The organism is Streptomyces sp. NPDC127119 (genome assembly GCF_042677425.1).
Classification (GTDB): Bacteria; Actinomycetota; Actinomycetes; order Streptomycetales; family Streptomycetaceae; genus Streptomyces.
Map to the genome: position 1 here is coordinate 1 of NZ_JBHXTO010000185.1, position 15,848 is coordinate 15,848.

Annotated in this window: 14 protein-coding genes; 8 read left to right on the top strand and 6 right to left on the bottom strand. The window is 73.2% G+C overall.

Annotation, left to right across the window (positions count from 1 at the left end; translation table 11 throughout):
• Positions 1–184: 184 nt before the first annotated feature.
• The 3 genes from ACFVH5_RS40210 to ACFVH5_RS40220 form a co-directional block, all read right to left on the bottom strand.
• A complete protein-coding gene (locus ACFVH5_RS40210) occupies positions 185–1,072 on the bottom strand; it encodes a hypothetical protein (protein ID WP_385838641.1) in 888 nt (295 codons plus the stop codon).
• A 204-nt stretch (positions 1,073–1,276) separates the two neighbouring features.
• Entirely contained in the window at positions 1,277–4,456 is a 3,180-nt protein-coding gene (locus ACFVH5_RS40215) for a sacsin N-terminal ATP-binding-like domain-containing protein (RefSeq protein WP_385838642.1), read from the bottom strand.
• Positions 4,457–4,888: 432 nt separating this feature from the next.
• A complete protein-coding gene (locus ACFVH5_RS40220; protein WP_366785445.1) occupies positions 4,889–5,812 on the bottom strand; it encodes a DUF3027 domain-containing protein in 924 nt (307 codons plus the stop codon).
• Between the two features lie 504 nt (positions 5,813–6,316).
• Between ACFVH5_RS40220 and ACFVH5_RS40225 the strand changes: the two genes are divergently transcribed.
• From ACFVH5_RS40225 to ACFVH5_RS40240, 4 genes are all read left to right on the top strand, one after another.
• Positions 6,317–7,738 carry an MFS transporter gene (locus ACFVH5_RS40225; protein ID WP_384811218.1) on the top strand — a complete coding sequence of 474 codons (1,422 nt, stop codon included), beginning with the start codon at positions 6,317–6,319 and terminating at the stop codon, positions 7,736–7,738.
• Between the two features lie 170 nt (positions 7,739–7,908).
• Positions 7,909–8,397, top strand: a complete 489-nt coding sequence (locus ACFVH5_RS40230) for a hypothetical protein (protein ID WP_107015354.1) — start codon at positions 7,909–7,911, stop codon at positions 8,395–8,397.
• Between the two features lie 39 nt (positions 8,398–8,436).
• Positions 8,437–9,117, top strand: coding sequence for a futalosine hydrolase (locus tag ACFVH5_RS40235; protein ID WP_385838643.1), 681 nt, complete (start codon positions 8,437–8,439; stop codon positions 9,115–9,117).
• Positions 9,101–10,006, top strand: coding sequence for a 1,4-dihydroxy-6-naphthoate synthase (locus ACFVH5_RS40240; protein WP_385838644.1), 906 nt, complete (start codon positions 9,101–9,103; stop codon positions 10,004–10,006). The genes ACFVH5_RS40235 and ACFVH5_RS40240 overlap by 17 nt, the downstream gene beginning before the upstream one ends.
• Before the next feature lie 268 nt (positions 10,007–10,274).
• On the opposite strand, the gene ACFVH5_RS40245 is transcribed toward ACFVH5_RS40240, so the two are convergent.
• On the bottom strand, positions 10,275–10,658 hold the full coding sequence (locus ACFVH5_RS40245; RefSeq protein WP_107015351.1) for a cold-shock protein: 384 nt from the start codon (positions 10,656–10,658) through the stop codon (positions 10,275–10,277).
• A gap of 195 nt (positions 10,659–10,853) precedes the next feature.
• Here ACFVH5_RS40245 and ACFVH5_RS40250 point away from each other — a divergent pair, with 195 nt between their 5' ends.
• On the top strand, positions 10,854–11,102 hold the full coding sequence (locus tag ACFVH5_RS40250; protein WP_385838645.1) for a hypothetical protein: 249 nt from the start codon (positions 10,854–10,856) through the stop codon (positions 11,100–11,102).
• Between the two features lie 15 nt (positions 11,103–11,117).
• Here ACFVH5_RS40250 and ACFVH5_RS40255 read toward each other — a convergent pair whose 3' ends face one another.
• Positions 11,118–11,738, bottom strand: a complete 621-nt coding sequence (locus ACFVH5_RS40255) for an HAD family hydrolase (RefSeq protein WP_385838646.1) — start codon at positions 11,736–11,738, stop codon at positions 11,118–11,120.
• A 231-nt stretch (positions 11,739–11,969) separates the two neighbouring features.
• On the opposite strand from ACFVH5_RS40255, the gene ACFVH5_RS40260 reads away from it, so the two are divergent.
• The 3 genes from ACFVH5_RS40260 to ACFVH5_RS40270 are packed head-to-tail and all read left to right on the top strand — an operon-like array spanning position 11,970 to position 15,033.
• A complete protein-coding gene (locus tag ACFVH5_RS40260) occupies positions 11,970–12,962 on the top strand; it encodes a FecCD family ABC transporter permease (RefSeq protein ID WP_385838647.1) in 993 nt (330 codons plus the stop codon).
• On the top strand, positions 12,959–14,110 hold the full coding sequence (locus ACFVH5_RS40265) for a FecCD family ABC transporter permease (RefSeq protein WP_385838648.1): 1,152 nt from the start codon (positions 12,959–12,961) through the stop codon (positions 14,108–14,110). The genes ACFVH5_RS40260 and ACFVH5_RS40265 overlap by 4 nt, the downstream gene beginning before the upstream one ends.
• Complete coding sequence (locus ACFVH5_RS40270) at positions 14,107–15,033, top strand: ABC transporter ATP-binding protein (RefSeq protein ID WP_385838649.1); 927 nt, start codon at positions 14,107–14,109, stop codon at positions 15,031–15,033. Before ACFVH5_RS40265 ends, ACFVH5_RS40270 begins: the two co-directional genes overlap by 4 nt.
• On the opposite strand, the gene ACFVH5_RS40275 is transcribed toward ACFVH5_RS40270, so the two are convergent.
• A partial coding sequence (locus ACFVH5_RS40275; RefSeq protein ID WP_385838650.1) for a hypothetical protein occupies positions 14,984–15,848 on the bottom strand: 865 nt, incomplete at its 5' end. The two genes, ACFVH5_RS40270 and ACFVH5_RS40275, sit on opposite strands and share 50 nt — an antisense overlap.

Here is a 15,848-nt window from a genome sequence, read left to right on the forward strand (position 1 = left end):
ACCCAGCTGATGTTCCGCAGACCCGCTCCGGCGTCGGGCCGCCCGGCCCGCCCCCCCCACCCGGCCCCCCCCCGGCCCCCGACCCCCCCCCCGGGGCGGACCGGCCCCCCCCCCGGCGCGCCCGCCGCCCCCGCCCCTGTGGTGGCGTGGGGCCGTCGGCCGTGGAGCGGAGTGGAGCCGCAGGTTACTGGACGTCGATCGCGTCGCCCGCGGAGTTGACCGCCGGCGTGGTCGACGTGCCCGCGAAGGCGTAGCGGAAGGTGCCGTCGACGGAGGCCGTGACGGTGGTCTTCAGCTTGCCCGCGGAGCTGCCGGTGCCCGACTTCACGGTCTTGACGTCCGTGTAGGTGGACGTGCCCTTCTTCTTGAACTGGAGCTTCACGGACTGCTGGGTGTAGCCCGCGTACTTGTTCGTCTCCCAGTTGGCGCGCGTCAGGGCCCCGGTGACCGTGATGGTCTTGCCCTTCTTCACGGGCTCGGGAGAGGCGTTGACGGTGAGGCGGGAGTTGCGCAGCACCTTGGTGGTGGCCAGGTCGCCCTGGTCGGCGTAGGAGCCGGTGACGTAGTTGAGCAGCAGCGCGCCACCCTTCCAGGAGCCGGCGTCGCTGTTCAGCAGCTCGCCCTCGGACGGGAGGATGTCGACGTAGCCGGTGCAGTTGGCGACGGTCGCCGAGGCCTCGGTGCAGGTCGCCGCGTCGAAGCCGAAGATGACGTTGTCCGGGGTGGCGAACGAGCCCTTGTAGATGTACGGGCCGGTGGCGAAGTCCGCGGAGCCGAGGTCCACGTCGGCGCCGTGGGTCAGCTTGTAGGTCACCTTGGTGGAGACCTGGTTGGTGGTGCCGACCTTGTGCGACGAGGCGATCTTGAAGTTGGAGAAGGAGGCGTCCAGGTCGCCGTCGACGACCGCGGCGGCCGTGCTGCGCTGCGCCTTGGACACGCCGCTGTGGGCAGCCTCGAAAGCGGCGGCGGCGGTCCCGCGGTACGTGGAGTCGTCGGCCTGGGCGACCGGGACGGCGAGCGCGGAGAGGGCCAGGGCGCCGGTGACTGCGGCCACGGTGGCACGTATGCGCATATGTTTCCCCCGGTGGAGAAAGGGGCCCGACGGTCTTCTTCACGTGGGCCCGGGTGATCTTGGAGCCTGTTGGCTCGCATGATCAGATACATCGCGCGGACCGATGGTTGTACGGCGGGTGAATATTTTGTGACCATGTGACGCAGAACACGCCCACGGTCCGCCGGGGCGCACGGCGCGCGGCCACGCCCCGGCGGGCGGCGCTCAGTCGAACCAGCGGTCCCGGGCCAGTTCCTCGGTCCTGGACGGGTCCTCCAGGAGTGCGGCGACCTCGAAGCGGCGGGGCCACTGGCCGGCCGCCCACGCGAGGCCCGCGGCGACGCCCTCCAGCGTGGAGGCGTGCAGCACCCCGTCACGGGTGCGGCGCCAGTCGAGTTCGGTGCCGTCGACGACCAGTTCCTCGTGCTCGACATAGGTCGCGGGGGTCGAGGGGCCCAGCAGAACCCGTACGGACTCCGGTACGTCGTGTTCCGCGCCCTCGCTGGTCACCTCGCCGGTGACGGACTCGCTCAGCCGCCGGACCTGGAACAGTTCGGCGAGGTCGGCGGCCCGCGCGGGCCGTACCGGGAGCAGGGGCGTGCCCGCGGTGAAGGGCAGCAGATCGGGCGAGTCGACGACCATGGCGTCGGCCGCGTCCACGACCCGCACCTCGCCGTCCACCACGGCCCGCACCTCGTCCGGCAGGGTCACCTGGTCGGGATCGAGGTCCGCCAGCGCACCGTACAGGGCGTGCAGTTGGGACGCGGAGACCTCGCGGTCGGGGTCGGCGAGCCGGTCCAGCAGTTCCGCGCCGCCGCCCGGTTCGGCGAGCAGCGCGGCCACGGACGTACGGACGCCGAGGGCCCGCAGCACCTGCTCGTCGTCGAAACCGGCCGCGTCGGCGGCGTCGTACAGGCCGTGCAGGAGCGGGTCGCCGCCCTCGGCGCGCAGGCCGGCCGGGCGGCGGCCGTCGAGGACGGGGTGCCCGCGCAGCCACCAGGCGGTGTACGAGCGGATGATCTCGTGCGTCCCGTCCGGCAACAGCACGCGGACCGGCTGGGTGAGGGCGTCCCGCAGCGGCGGGCGGGAGAGCAGGGCGAGGGCCTCGGGCCAGCGGTCGTCGTCCACGAGGTCGAGGTCGCGCACGGCCACGATCTCGGTCGCGACGGGCGGCACCGGCGAGTCGGGCAGCCCGTCCAGGGCGTCCTCGCACCACACGTCCACGGCGTCGAGCAGCCCGGCGTCGTCGGGTTCGGCGAAGTCGCCGTCCTTCGGCTCCAGTTCGTCGGGGTCGAGGACGACGTCCGTGGCGCGTACGAGGGTGAAGTTCGCGAGGACGCCACAGGCGGCGAGGGGCTGTTCGCCCCAGCGTTCGGCCAGTTCGGGGTCGACGGAGGCGAGTTCGTCCTCGCGCATCACCTGGGCGAAGGGGCTGCCGGGCAGGACGAGTTCACCGGCGGGGACGAGTTCGCCCTCGTCGTCGGGGAGCGCGAGGGCGCCGAGCCAGGGTTCGTCGCCGGGTTCGAGGTCGGCGTCCCGGACGAGCGCGAGGACGGTGTCGGCCAGTTCCTCGGCGTCGGGGGTGGTGTCGTCGTCCCAGGCGCCGCGGTCGTCGTCGAGGGAGCCTGCGACGGCGGCGCGGACCTGCGGGGTGGTCAGGACGGCCCGCGCGGTGGCCGGGAGGGCGCCCAGCTTCTCCAGGAGCGGATGGACGGCGTCCGGATGGGCGACCTTGAGCCCGAGCCGGGCGAGCGCGTCGGGCGCGGCCCCGGCCGTGGTCGTGCTCGCAGCCGTGGTCGTGGCGCCGTCCGCGGTGGGCAGCAGGACCTGGCGGGGACCGATCGTCGTCCGGCCGTCGGCCAGCGGGACCGGCAGCCCGGAGAGCCGGTCCGGGTCGACCCCGGCGAGACTGTCGTACAGGCGCCGCCACCACTCGGGAGCCTTCTCCAGACCCGCGAGCCGGTCGACCGCCTCGGCCAGCGGGACCCGCGCGACCCCCAGCGTGCGCAGTTCCGCCCGCCGTTCGAGCCCGGCGGGCAGGAGGCTGGGCAGCACCTCCGCGAGCACCCGTACGGTGTCGGCGCCCGCCCCCTCCACGACCTCGGCGTCGCGGGGACGCAGGGCCTCGGGCAGATCGGAGTCGTCGTCGTCCTCACCGGTCCCGGCGGCCGGTCCGGCCGCGGGCGGCAGGAACTCCGTACGCGGCAGCCGGTCCAGGATCGCCTGCCGCAGGGACCCGTCCAGTTCGCCCTTGCCGAGCGGGCCGGGCACCAGGTCGATGATCCCCGCGGTCACCGGCCGCCAGGCGGCGAGCAGTTCGACGTACGCCTCCGCCGCGCGCTGCACCAGGAAATCGGTCAGCGGACCGGGGGCCGCGTGGCGGCGGGTGGTGTCGAGCGGCAGCGAGGCGATGAGCAGCGCGGGCACGCCGAGGGGTTCGTCGCTGGGGGTGGGCGCGTGCACGACGGGGCCGGTGCGGGGGCGGCCCGGGGTGCCGTCGGCGTCGACCGGGACGGCCCAGGTGACCGACCAGTGGGGGCGCAGGCGCTCCTCGACGGGCCGGTCGGCGAGCAGGGCGGGCTCCAGGGAGCCGTGCGCGGAGACGGTACGCCAGCGGGTCGTGCCGTCGCGGGAGTCCTCGACGACCACGCAGCCGCCGTCCTCCTCGGTACGGCGCCGAACGGTCCGTACGCTGCCGTCGCCGCTCTCGACGACCACTTCCGCCAGGCCGGGCAGGGCGAGCAGCAGGGCGTCGTCGACACCGTCGAGAAGCCGCTCCGCGAGCGCCTCGGCGGCGGGGTCCCGCAACGGCAGGACGACGACACTGTCGTACGAGTCCGGCGCGGAGCCCTCGGCCGCGAACGGCAGCCGGAGCAGGGGTACGTGGCCGTCGCGGCGGCGCAGTTCGTCGCCGAGGCCGGGGCTGTGGCGGGCGATGTCGGTGGCGAGGTCGCGGGCCTCGACGAGGGACCAGCGGACGCCGCCGTGCCGGCCCAGCAGGGCGGGTTCGTCGGTGACGGCGAGGACCGCCGCGAAGCCGACTCCGAAGCGGCCGACCGCGCTGTCGCTGTCGTCGCGCTTGGCGGAAGCGCGCAGGGTGGAGAGGGATTCGACACCCGTGGCGTCCAGGGGGGCGCCCGTGTTGGCGGCGGCGAGGACTCCGTCGCGCAGGGTGAGGCGGAGGCGGCCGGGGACGCCTGCGCGGGAGGCGGCGTCGGCGGCGTTCTGGGCGAGTTCCACGACGAGGCGGTCGCGGTAGCCGCCGAGGACGAGGTCCTCCTCGGAGTTGGCGTCCTCCCGGAACCGTGCCGGGCTCGTCGCCCAGGCGTCCAGCACCCCGCGTCGCAGCCGGGCCGTCCCGAACGGATCCGCGCCCTCGGCTGCCGGCCGCACGAAGTTGCTCACGCTTGACACTCCCTCATCGTCGTACGCCCGCGCGCATCGGCCGGCCGCGGCAAGAAGGTACCGCGCGGGTCCCTTGGCAGGGGGCCAGGGCCGGAAGGGGTGGCTCCGCCGCGTGGGTGGGTGCGGGTGGGTGGGGGCTGGCCGCGCAGTTCCCCGCGCCCCTGAAAAGCGAAGGACGCCAAAAAAACTGCGCCGTTCCCCGCGCCCCCAAAGACCTAAAGCCAACAGACTGCGCCGTTCTCCGCGCCCCTTAAAAGCCAAAGACAAAAGACTGCGCCGTTCCCCGCGCCCCTGACGGGGCCCGAGGGGGCGAAGGCGCAGTCGAGCCCCTGAGGGGCGCGGGGAACTGCGCGGCCAGCCACGACGTGCCTGCGGACGGCGAACAACCGGGGCCGTGCGCCCCCTCAGGGGCGCGCGAGCGCGCGTCGCAGGCTAGCTGTGGCCGTATTCCGATGCGGACCCGTCCGGCCCCACCGGCACCGACCCGGAGTCCGGCGAGGGCCGAAGCGGGAACGGATCCACCCGGGTCTCGTCGATCACCGGCGGCGCGGGCCGCGCAGGCGCAGGCATGACCGCCGCCTCGGAATGCCCACCACATCCATACGAGAGCGACACCACACGTCCATCCGCGGGCGAGAACTCATTCGCACACAAACCGAACGCCTGGCCGAGCGACCCGCCCACGGGATTCAGGAACCCACAGCTGACACACGTCGCGGGAGCGGCCTGCGCCATCGCGGTCTTCGCCCCGTACGACTCCTCCCACCGGTCCGCCGCGACATGCAGCCCGTACCGGGACAGCACGCGCGCACGCCGCATCCCCAGTTCCTCGGCCACGGACGCGATCGACCCGCGGGACGGCACGAGCGGCAGCGCGGCGGGCGTGCGCGCCGTGATCTCGGCGTCCTCCGCCTCGGCCAGCTGGGCCATCTCCTCGGAGATCGGCGCGTTCGGAGCGGGTTCGTCCTCGCCGGAGTAACCGGGTTCCAGACGCAGATCCTCCGCGTCCGTGGGCAGCAGGTCCCCGGGGCCCATGTCCCCCGGCCGGAGCCGCTCGCTCCACGGCACCCACTCGGGTGCCAGCAGGGCGTCGGTGCCGGGCAGCAGCACGGTCTCGTCGAGGGTGACGACCTTCGCCCGTGAGGCCCGGGCCACCGTCACGGCCCAGCGCCAGCCGCGGTAGCCCATCTCCTTGCATTCGAAGAAGTGCGTGACGACGCGGTCGCCTTCGCTGACCAGTCCCGCGTGCTCCCCCACCACGCCGGGAGCGGCGGCCTCCTCGGCGGCTGCCCGGGCGAGGTCCACGGCCTCGGCACACAGGCGGTCAGGGGTTCGGCTTCGCGTTGTCGCGCTCACAGGTATCGCTTCTCTCCTACGCCGTCTCACGAGTGCGCCATCCCTCGACGGGGGTGCGGACGGAGCGGACCGGAGGGCCGCGTCGACGTCCGCGCCCGATCGCACTCGGGCGCACCTACGTCATCCATTCTGCGGGATGACCGAGAGGCGCGCGGCCGAGAACAACCGCCGCGGGCGCGCTACGCACGCTACCGTCTCGTCGGCGCTGGGCCTACACCGGCGTTGCCTTCATGCTGTCGCGGCGTTTCCCCGACCGGGCGAACGGGACACTCCGGATGGGTGCGCGGGACCCTCCGGACGGGGTCCACGAGGCGCTTCCGGCAGGGGCCACAGGGCGGTCCCGGCCGGGTCCGGGGGCCGCTGCCGGCCGGGTGCGCGGGGCGCTCACGGCGGGTGCGCAGAGCGCCCTTCGCGCATGTCCGGCACCCGATCCCCCACCCCCACTCCGCCGCTATACGGGCGGTAACTGCGCTAGTTCCGCCAATCTCGGGGCACTATTGCGGAGTGGCAGCCGCAAGGTCGCCCCAAGGCGCCACCGGAATCGGTGAGGCCGGGGCAGGACGTAAGAGCGGGTCGGGTCCGGTGCGCGGGGCCGTCCGTTCCGTCGGGCATGCCCTGCGCCTGCCGTTCAGCGGTACGGCGAGAGGCATCAGAAAAGCTACACACGCGCACGGCGCGGGCGAGTCGGGCCTCGGCAAACTGATCGAACTGCACGGGGTGAACGGCGCCGGCGACATGCTGATCACCGTCGCGCTCGCCTCGACGGTCTTCTTCTCGGTCCCGACGGACGAGGCCCGCGGCCGGGTCGCGCTCTACCTGGCGATCACGATGGCCCCGTTCACGCTGCTCGCCCCGGTCATCGGCCCTCTCCTGGACCGCCTCCCGCACGGCCGGCGTGCCGCGATGGCGGGCGCGTTCATGGCGCGCGCGTTCATGGCCCTGCTGCTGTCGGGCGCGGTCGTCACGGGCAGCATCGAGCTGTACCCGGCCGCTCTCGGCGTCCTGGTGGCCTCGAAGGCGTACGGCGTGGTCAGAAGCGCCGTGGTGCCCCGGCTCCTGCCCCCCGCGTTCTCCCTGGTCAAGGCGAACTCACGGGTCACGCTCGGCGGTCTGCTGGCGACGGGCGTGGCGGCCCCGATCGGAGCGGGCCTGCAGGCCCTCGGCCCCCGCTATCCGCTCTACGGCGCCTTCCTGATCTTCGTGGCCGGTACGTTCCTGTCGTTCTCCCTGCCGCACAAGGTCGACTCCGCCAAGGGTGAGGACAAGGCCCTGCTCGCCGCGGACGAGCAGCATCTGCACGGTCCGCACCTCAAACAGCCCAAGCGTCCGGGGCTGCGCACGGTCGGCACGGCGGTCACGCACGCGCTCGCCGCGAACGCCGCGCTGCGCGGACTCTCCGGGTTCCTGATCTTCTTCCTGGCGTTCCTGCTGCGCGAACACCCCCTCGCGGGCGCCAGCGCGGCGGTCTCGCTGACGATCGTGGGCGTGTCGGCGGGCGTGGGCAACGCGCTGGGCACGGCGGTCGGGGCGGCCCTGCGATCGCGGGCGCCGGAGCTGATCATCGTCACCGTGGTCGCGGTCGTGCTCGGCGTGGCGATCACGGCGGCGGTGTTCTTCGGGGTGCTCCTGGTGGCGGTGCTCGCCGCGTTCGCCGGGTTCGCCCAGGCGCTGTCCAAGCTGTCCCTGGACGCGCTGATCCAGCGGGACGTGCCGGAACTGGTGCGGACGTCGGCGTTCGCCCGCTCGGAGACGATCCTCCAGATGGCCTGGGTGGTCGGCGGGGCGATCGGTATCGCGCTGCCGCTCATCGGCTCGCTCGGGATGGCGGTGGCCTCCGGGATCATCGCGCTCGGCTGGCTCACCACGGTCCGCGGGCTGCTGAGCACGGCCCGGCACGGCGGCAGGCAGCACGCGCACCTGGCCTGAGCCGCCCGGACCCCACCCGCCGTCGGCCCGACCCCCGCCCGGCCACCGTCTGCCCGCCGCCCGATCCCCGCCCGGCCGTCACCTGCTCGCCGGAGTGATCCGGGCCCGCGGCACGCCGCGTACCCCACCCACATAGCCGGGCCGCGCGACCCGCCCGATAACCTTCGGCCATGAGCTCCCAGCGTCCCCTTGCGCGCCGTCGCCGCGCCGTCGCCGCCGCAAGTGCCGTTTCCGCCGGACTTCTCGTGCTGTCCGCCTGTGACAAGCCGACGCCGATGGCCACGGTCACGGTCGGCAAGAACTCGGTCAGTGTCGAGGCCGAGTGCTACGAGGACGGCAAGACCATCGGCAAGGAGGAAGCGACCAAGTGCGCCCTCAAGAAGTCCTCCGACACGATCAGCGTCTCGCAGGGTGAGACGCTGCGCATCGGTGTCGACCCGGAGATCGCCGACGAGGGCTGGGCCCTGTGGCTCAACGGCCAGCAGGTCACGTCCCCCTTCAAGAAGACGTACTACGCCTTCGAGGGCGTCGACCTCTTCGCCGAGCAGTCGGGCCAGGCCGCCCCGAAGACGATCTACATCAGCGTCGTCCAGCAGAACAAGGCCGGTACGCAGGTCCAGGGCGTCTGGAACTTCAAGCTTGAGAACGCGGACGCCTGAGCCGCCGCTGAGCCGCCCGATCCTCATGGAGCGCCGCTCATGCGTGTCCTCGTAACCACCGCCGTCCCTGCCGAACGGGACGCGGTGGCCGCGGCGTTCACGGCGCCGGCATCGGCGTCGCTGGTGCTCCATCCTCTCGCCGGTGGCGTGGGACCGGCCGCGGCCGCCGCGTCGACCGCCGCCGCGCTCACCACGGCCGCGCTGGGCGGTGAGCCGTACGACCTGGTCGTCTCCGCCGGTATCGGCGGCGGGTTCCTGCCCGACGCGCCCGTCGGCTCGCTCGTCCTCGCCGACGAGATCACGGTCGCGGACCTCGGCGCCGAGACCGCCCAAGGATTCCTTCCGGTCACCGAACTGGGGTTCGGGACCGTCACGCACCGGCCGCCGGATTCACTCGTACGGGAGATCGCGGCCGTCACAGGAGCACGTCAGGGGTCTGTCCTGACCGTCAGCACGGTGACCGGCAGCGCCTCGCGCGCGGCGGAACTGCGCCGGCGCCACCCGCGCGCGCTCGCCGAGGCCATGGAGGGCTTCGGGGTGGCGGAGGCCGCCGCGGCGCACGGCGTCCCCGTCCTGGAGCTCCGTGCCGTGTCCAATCCCGTGGGCCCCCGGGACCGCGCCGCCTGGCGGATCGGCGAGGCCCTCACGGCACTCACCGGGGCCTTCGGGAAGCTTGCGCCCGTACTGGAGAGTTGGAACCCACATGACCTCACCCACTGAGCCCTCGCAGACGTCTCAGCCCTCGCAGTCCCCGCAGTCCTCCGAGACGCAGCCGCTGAAGATCGCGTACTCGCCCTGTCCGAACGACACCTTCGTCTTCGACGCCTGGGCCCACGGCCGGATCCCGGGGGCGCCCGCGCTCGACGTGACCTTCGCGGACATCGACATCACCAACGGCATGGCCGAACGCGGCGAGTTCGACGTCCTGAAGGTGTCGTACGCCGTCCTGCCGTACGTCCTGGACGAATGGGCCCTGCTGCCCTGCGGGGGCGCCCTGGGGCGCGGCTGCGGGCCGCTGGTCCTCACCCGGGAGCCGGGCGTGGACCTCACCGGCCGTACCGTCGCCGTGCCCAGCGAGCGGTCGACCGCGTACATGCTGTTCCGCCTGTGGGCCGCCGACACGGTTCCCGGCGGGGTCGGCGAGATCGTGGTCATGCCGTTCCACGAGATCATGCCCGCGGTACGGGACGGGAAGGTGGACGCCGGACTCGTCATCCACGAAGCCCGATTCACGTACCAGAACTACGGGCTGCACAAGCTCGCGGACATGGGCGAGCACTGGGAGCTGACGACCGGGCTGCCGATCCCGCTGGGCGCGATCATCGCCAGGCGGTCGCTGGGCGAGGCCGCGCTGGGGCTGCTCGCCGAGTCCGTCCGGGCGTCCGTGCGGGCCGCCTGGGACGATCCCGAGGCCTCCCGGGCGTACGTGCTGGAGCACGCGCAGGAGATGGACGCGGCGGTCGCCGATCAGCACATCGGGCTGTACGTCAACGAGTTCACGGCGGATCTCGGTGAGGACGGGTACGCGGCGATCCGGGGCCTTCTCACGCGGGCGGCGGCGGAGGGGCTTGTGCCCGCGCTTGCGCCGGGGGCGCTGGACTTTCCCTGACGGGTCCCTCGCCGGGAGGTGCGGGGTCGGCGGGCGGGTGCGGATTGTGGGTGCGGGTCCGGTGGGGGCCGGCCGCGCCGTTCCCCGCGCCCCCGGAAAAGGGGTGGCCGGGGGCGGCTGCCGGGTACGGGTCCGCTGTGGCTGGCCGCGCCGTTCCCCGCGCCCCTCATGTGGGCTGCGCCCAGCCAGGTGCGGATTGTGGGTGCGGGATCGGTGGGGGCCGCGCCCCTCGTGTGGGCTGCGCCCGTGAGGGCGCAGCCCGGGTCGGCTATACGTCCAACTGGTCCGCCACCGCGCGCAGTAGGCCTGCGATCTTTGCGCCTGAGGCCTTGTCGGGGTAGCGGCCCCGTTCCAGCATTGGCGTGATGTTTTCCAGGAGGGTCGTCAAATCCTGGACGATGGAGGCCAGTTCGTCGGGCTTGCGGCGCTGGGCTGCCGCGACCGACGGCGTGGGGTCCAGGAGCGTCACCGAAAGTGCCTGGTCACCGCGTTGTCCGGCGACCACACCGAACTCCACCCGCTGCCCCGGCTTGAGAACATCGACTCCGGCGGGCAGGACCGAGGAATGAACGAAGACGTCGCCGCCGTCGTCGCGGGAGAGAAAGCCGAAGCCCTTCTCACTGTTGAACCACTTGACCTTGCCGGTAGGCACGTCTGTCCTCGTCCTCGTACTCGTCGGAAACTGCGTCGGAAAGACTTCAAGACTTCGGCTGAAACTGCTCGGGAAACAGGTCCGTACAGCACTACAGCGGGTCGTCGGACCCGCCTGTACCAAGGCTAATGGTCCGGCGGCTGCTGACAAGACGTCGCCGGATTGTTCCTCCGGGCAGGGAACTACCCTGGTCGAGTGCGTGACAAAACCCAACCGAATTCCGCCGTGGCCGGAGAACGACTCATCCGTGCCGGTGCCATCGTGTTCTTCGTCGGAGCTGTGGCCACTCTGGTCACCGTGGCCCCGCTGCTGCTCGACACGACGCCCTTTCCTACGTACATGTTCGGTCTGAGCATGTTGATGGGCGTCGGATTCCTCATCGCGGGAGCGGGGGTGTTCCAGTCGATCGCCGACGGCCGCCGGCAGGCACGCGGAAGTTCGTGACCGCCCGCCGGTCGCCTACCGGTGGGCCGCCAGCCAACCCGGGAACTCCAGCAGGTCCTTGAGGACCACGTCGGCGCCCGCCGCGCGCAGTTCCTCCGCGTCGCACGGGCCGGTGGCCACCGCGACGGACAGCGCTCCGGCGGTCCGCGCGCCGCGTACGTCGCCGGTGTGGTCGCCGACGTAGACGCCCGCGTCGTACTCGCGCAGGGCCTCCGCCTTGCGCTCGGCCCACAGGTCGCCGATGACCGCGTCGGCGTCGATGCCGAGATGGCTGAGATGCAGCTTGGCGTTCGGCTCGTACTTGGCGGTGACGACGATCGCCCGTCCCCCGGCGGCCCTCACCGCCGCGATCGCCTCGCGGGCGCCGGCCATCGCGGGCGTCGGGGCGATGGCGTGGGTGGGGTACATCTCCCGGTAGACGTCCGCCATGGCCGCGACCTCGTCGGCCGGAAACCAGTTGACCAACTCCTCCGCGAGCGGCGGCCCGAGCCGGGTGACGGCGAGATCGGCGTCGATGAAAGTGCCCGTCCGCACGGAAAGCGCCTGATAACAGGCCCGGATACCGGGCCGGGAGTCAATAAGGGTCATGTCCAGGTCGAACCCGACGGTCAACACACGAGAAGTCATATGAGCCATTGTGCCCACCCCGGCCCCCTTTCAGGGGCGCGGGGAACTGCGCGACAGGCCACAGCGCACCCGCACCCGGCAGCCGCCCCCGGCCACCCCTTTTCCGGGGGCGCGGGGAACTGCGCGACAAGCCCCACCGGCCCGCACCCGGCACACTTCCCGCCCCACCCACCCGCATAGACTCAGGCCAGCCTTACCGAACAAGTCATCGACAATCAGCCACCCCCGGAGCACGCAGCCATGCAAGCCAGACGCATCGCCGCCCTGACGGCGGCAGCCCTGGCCCTCCTGCTGGCGGCCCTGCTCAGCCTCACCGTGGGCGCCCGCCCCATCCCCCCGTCCACGGTCCTGGACGCCCTCCTGCACAACGCCGACACCGCGGACGCGGACGTCGTACGCGCCCTGCGACTCCCCCGCACCCTCATCGGCCTGATGGTCGGCGCGGGCCTCGCCCTGGCCGGAACCGCCCTGCAGGGCATCACCCGCAACCCCATCGCCGACCCCGGCATCCTCGGCATCAGCCAGGGCGCCGCCGTCGGAGTCGTCCTCGCCATCGCCTTCGCCGGCGTCCACACCCTCACCGGTTACGTCTGGTTCGCCTTCGCGGGCGCGGCGATCGCCTCGGTCGCGGTGTACGCGATCGCGTCGAGCGGCCGGGGCGGCGCGACCCCCGTGAAACTCGCCCTGGGCGGCGCCGCCATCAACGCGCTCCTCGTCTCCGTCACCACCGCGGTCCTCACCACCAAAGCTTCCGCGCTGGACGAGTTCCGCTTCTGGCAGGTCGGTTCCCTGTCGGGCCGTGACGCGGAGATCGTCGGCCAGGTGTGGCCGTTCCTGCTGGCCGGAGCCGTCCTCGTCCTGTCGGTGGCCCGCGGCCTGGACGCGCTCGCGCTGGGCGAGGACGTGGCCAAGGGCCTCGGCCAGCGTGTCGGAACGGTACGGATCGTCGGCGGCATCGGCGCCACCGTGCTCACCGGCGTCGGAGTCGCCGCCGCCGGCCCGCTCGCCTTCATCGGACTGGCCGTCCCGCACCTCGCCCGCGCGATCGTGGGCCCCTCCCACCGCTGGGTGCTGCCGCTCGCCGCGCTCCTCGGCCCGGCGATGCTGCTGGTCTCGGACACCGTCGGCCGGGTGCTGTTCCCGCCGGGCGAGGTCCCGGCGGGCGTGATGACGGCACTGATCGGCGTGCCGTTCCTGGTGGGGCTCGTGCGCAGGAAGGCGGTACCGGCGTGACGGCTCCCCGGGCGGCCACCTCGGACACCACGGCCGCATCGGCCGCGCCGAGGACACGCACCACCGCCTCCGCCGCCGGCTACTCCGTACTCCGCGTCCGGCACGCCACCTTCCTGCTGCACCGGCGGGCGGCCACCGCGGGCGCGGTCCTCACCGTGCTGCTCGCGGCGGCCTGTCTCGCGTACCTCTGTGTGGGCGAGAGCTTCGTCGCGCCCGGGGAGGTGCTGAAGGTCCTGACCGGCCGGCCCTCGCCCGACGAACTGGTCGTCGGGACGCTGCGGGCGCCCCGGCTGGTGGTCGGACTGCTCGTCGGGGCGGCCTTCGGAGTGGCGGGCGCGCTGATCCAGACCGTCGCCCGCAACCCGCTCGCCAGCCCGGACATCATCGGCGTCAGCCAGGGCGCGAGCGCGCTCACGGTCGGCGCGATGACGTTCGGCGTGACCTCGTACGCCGTCCTGCCGTACCTGTCCGTCGTGGGCGGGCTGCTGGCGGCCGGGCTCGTGTACGCGTTCGCGTGGCGCGGCGGGCTGCACGCCACCCGGTTCGTGCTCATCGGGATCGGCTTCGCCATCGCGCTGCGCTCGGTGACCACCCTCTTCATGACGAAGGGCGACTACCTGGTCGCCCAGCAGGCGCAGATCTGGATGACGGGCTCGCTGAACGGCCGCGGCTGGGCGGAGGCCGCGCCGCTGGGCTGGACGCTGCTCGTCCTCGTACCGGCCATGGCCTGGGCGGCGCGGGCGCAGCGGTCGGTCGGCGTGGACGACGACACGGCGACGGCCCTCGGTGTACGGCTGAACCGGGTGCGGCTGGGGCTCGTGCTGCTCGGGGTCGTACTCGCGTCGGTGGCGACCGGCGCGGCCGGGCCGGTGGACTTCGTGGCGCTGCTGGCCCCGCAGATCGCGCGCCGCACGGCCCGTACCGCGCAGATCCCGCTCGTCTGCTCGGCGCTGCTGGGGGCCGTGATCGTCGTACTCGCCGATCTGCTGGCGCGGCGGCTGTTCTCGCCGACCGAGGTGCCCGTGGGGGTGCTCACGGCGGCCGTCGGGGCGCCGTATCTGATCTGGCTCATCGTCCGGAGCCGTTCCGTCCGTACCGCCGGTTCCGTTCGTTCCGCCGGTTCCGTCCGTACTGGAGGCAGGGCATGAGCAGGCTGTCGACGCGGGAGCTGACACTCGCGTACGAGGACCGGACCGTGGTGCGCGGTCTCGACCTCGCGATCCCCGACGGGCGGGTGACGGTCGTCGTGGGGCCCAACGCCTGCGGGAAGTCCACCACGCTGCGTGCGCTGGGGCGGCTGCTGAAGCCGCGCGGCGGTGCCGTGCTCCTCGACGGGACCTCGCTGGCCGAACTGCCCACCCGGCGGATCGCGCAGCAGATCGGGCTGCTGCCGCAGACTCCCGTCGCGCCCGAGGCGATCACCGTCGCGGACCTCGTCTCGCGCGGCCGTCAGCCGCACCAGAGCTGGTGGCAGCAGTGGTCCGACGCGGACGAGCGGGCCGTGACGGAGGCGATGGAGCGTACGGACGTGGCGGCGCTCGCCGACCGTCCCGTGGACGAGCTGTCGGGCGGGCAGCGGCAGCGCGTGTGGATCGCGATGGCGCTGGCGCAGGAGACGGAACTGCTGCTCCTGGACGAGCCGACGACGTATCTCGACATCGCGCACCAGGTGGAGGTCCTGAATCTGGTGCGCAGGCTGGCCGCGTCCGCTCCCGAGGGCGGCCGGGACCGCACGGTCGTCCTGGTCCTGCACGACCTCAACCAGGCCGCCCGCTACGCCGACCACCTCGTGGCCATGAAGGAGGGCCGGATCGTCGCCTCGGGCCCGCCGTCGGAGATCGTCACGGCCGGTCTCGTACGGGAGGTCTTCGGTCTTGAGTGTGTCGTCGTGCCCGATCCGGTGACCGGGTCGCCGCTGGTGGTGCCGGGGGCGCCCTGGAGTGCCGCGTCCTCGTCCGCCTCCCCGCCCTCGTCCTTGTCCGGGAAGGGGCGGGCCGGTGTTCCCGCGCCGGAGGACGCCGTCACTTCCGGCGCTGCGACCGCCACACCAGATACAGCGCCGAAGCGATAGCCGCGCCGCGCAGGACCCACGGCCAGGTCTCGGCGATGGCGTCGCTCATGCGGTCCTGCGCGATGGGCTCGCCCCAGCGCCCGTCCGAACGGCCCCAGATCCAGACGATGCCCCCCGAGGCGACGATGCCGGGCAGGACGAGGACGGCCCACTTCGCCTCGGTGGGGCTCAGCCTGCGCGAGAGGTAGGCGATGAGCCAGCCGAGGCCCAGCATGACGAGGTTGCCGATGGCCGCGCCGGCGACCAGGAGGGCGGCGGCGAGCAGGAGGAGCGGGTTGGACAGGCCCCCGCCACCGCCGCCACCACCACCACCGCCGAGGGGGCGCAGGCGGGGTACGAGGCGACGGCGTGCGCGCCCGGCGGGTACGGGGACCTCGACGACGTCCGCCGCCGCGGACTTCGGCTCGGACTCGCCCTCCTTGCCCTCCTTGCCGGCCTTGTCGGGGTCGTCGTCCGGTGGCGGCTTGAACAGTTCCGGGATCTCGATGCCGCCCGTGAAGCCCGGCACGCTGTCGGTCGAGCCGAACGGGCCGCTCTCCACCCGCCACCAGTCGGGCTGGGGCCCGGTGCCCAGCTCCTCCGTGCTGGCGAGGTGCGGCGGAGTGGGCGGGGAGCCGACCATCCCGGTCGATTCCGACTCGGCCACCTCGGGGTTGGCGGCACGCGGCCGGGGCACCGCGCGGCGCAGGCGCCGGGGACGGGCCGCCGGTTCCTGTGCGCGCTGGGCGGGGACGGCGGAGCGCTTCGGCGGGGACGACTGCGGACCGGCGGCCTTGTCCGTGCCGGAACCTGTGCCGGTGCCGCCACCTGTGCCC